Here is a 1,988-nt window from a genome sequence, read left to right on the forward strand (position 1 = left end):
CTGTGCAGCGAAGCGCCCGGTGTCCTCGGTGGTTCATCGGTTTATCCCTTAAAGATTAAGACATAAAAGCTGATTCACCACCGAGAACACAGAGCGGCCTGCGGCCTGCACCGAGAAAAGATAATAGCTTTCTTTAGATGTGTCTCAATCTCTTCCTCTGTGTAGCGAAGCGCTCGGTGTCCTCGGTGGTTCAAATGTTTATTTCTTAGGGTTCCAAGGAATGACAAACATCAAATAATGTAAACAAATGTTAAAATAGACCACTCCACCAACTAGTAAGCCCCTCCTTTAAATGCTAAATTAGCGCCCATTAAGATGATCGTCATACATGGTCATCACAGTGAAGTACTCTCTAATAATGATGGAATCAGGAATGATCGATACACTCTCTCGCCTAAGGCTCACTGGGCGTGCATTTCTTTTTGTAGTAGCAGCTTTATTCTCGCTTCAATCTTTTGCCCTACAGCCTACACCGGCGCAGCTCGAACAGTTTAAGCGTCTCCCTGCAGCGGAACAGGCTCGTTTAGCACAGCAGTTTGGTGTGGATATTCCCAATGTAAATGCTGCGCAAACGCCTGTGGTTGCACAAACTAACAGCGTCATGCCGGTGGCTCAGCAGCAAGTAGCTGAGTCTGTGGGCGGTGAGATTAACACCAATACTGAAATGGAAGAAGGCAAGCTGCCTGCTTTCGGATACGATCTATTCGCAGGTCAGCCAACGACCTTTGCACCCATTACTGATATTCCTGTTTCATCTGATTACGTACTAGGCCCAGGTGATTCACTAAAAGTGAACCTCTATGGTAAAGAAAGCCAATTCTTCGAGTTGGTTGTTGATCAGGAAGGGCAAGTTTATATCCCTGACTTAGGCCCAATGAGCTTAGCTGGCCTAGACTTCTCTGAAGCCAAAGAAAAAATCAAAAAGACTATTGATCAAAAAATGATTGGTGTTAAAGCCAGTGTTTCGATGGGAAGCTTGCGTTCGATTCGGGTCTTTGTATTGGGTGAAGCTCGTGTGCCGGGTTCCTATGTGATTAGCTCCCTCTCAACCATGACTAATGCACTAGTACTGAGTGGTGGTGTTTCAGAGTTGGGTTCACTGCGTAATATTCAGTTAAAACGCAAAGGTAAGCTTGTTCAATCTCTCGATGTATATGACCTACTGCTAAAAGGTGACACCTCGGGTGATGCTCAGCTTAAATCGGGCGATGTGGTATTTATTCCCGCTGTTGGCCCTCAAGTAGCAATAAAGGGGCAAATTAAACGCCCAGCATATTATGAGCTTAAAGGAAACGGCTCCGTTTCTGATCTTCTCTCTTATTCCGGTGGCATGTTGGCTTCTGCTTACCCTCAAGGCGCGACGCTTGAACGGGTTAATGAGCAAAATGAACGTGAGTTCCTGAATTTAGACTTATCATTAAATGCTGATATAAACCGCACTTTAAAAAATGGTGACCAGATTACCTTACCTAAAATTCTGCCGAAGGTAGAAAATGTCATTAAAGTAGTTGGCCATGCAGAGCGTGCCGAAACGCGCCGTTGGACACCGGGTTTGCGAGTGAGTGATATCATTCAAAGTGTTGAATACTTAAAGCCGGAGCCAGACTTAAATTATGCTTTAATCAAACGCTATTCAAAACCAGAGCGAACCTTAAGTGTTCACGCTTTCAGTATCGCAGATGCATTGAAATCTAAGCAAAGCGAAGCAGACCCAGTACTACAAGACCTAGATGAACTCGTGTTCTTTGGCCTATATGGTGATCGCTCTGAAGAAGTTGTTAAGTTAGTGGAAGAACTGCGTCAGCAAGCAAGTATTTCTACTCCTTCAAAAGAAGTATCGATCGGTGGCAACGTTCGTTACCCAGGTGTTTATCCCTTAGTTGAAAATATGACTGTCGAGAACTTGCTTTCTGCCGCTGGTGGCCTGACAGAAAAAGCTTACCTATCAAGCGCTGAATTGAACAGAACAACCATTAACGAACAGCAAG

At 44.7% G+C, this 1,988-nt stretch carries 1 protein-coding gene; it reads left to right on the top strand.

Annotated elements, in window-relative coordinates:
• Positions 1-373: 373 nt before the first annotated feature.
• Positions 374-1,988 (top strand): SLBB domain-containing protein (locus A3763_RS00740; protein WP_197482655.1); only part of this gene is annotated, 1,615 nt, incomplete at its 3' end.

It is taken from the genome of Oleiphilus sp. HI0128 (assembly GCF_001635365.1).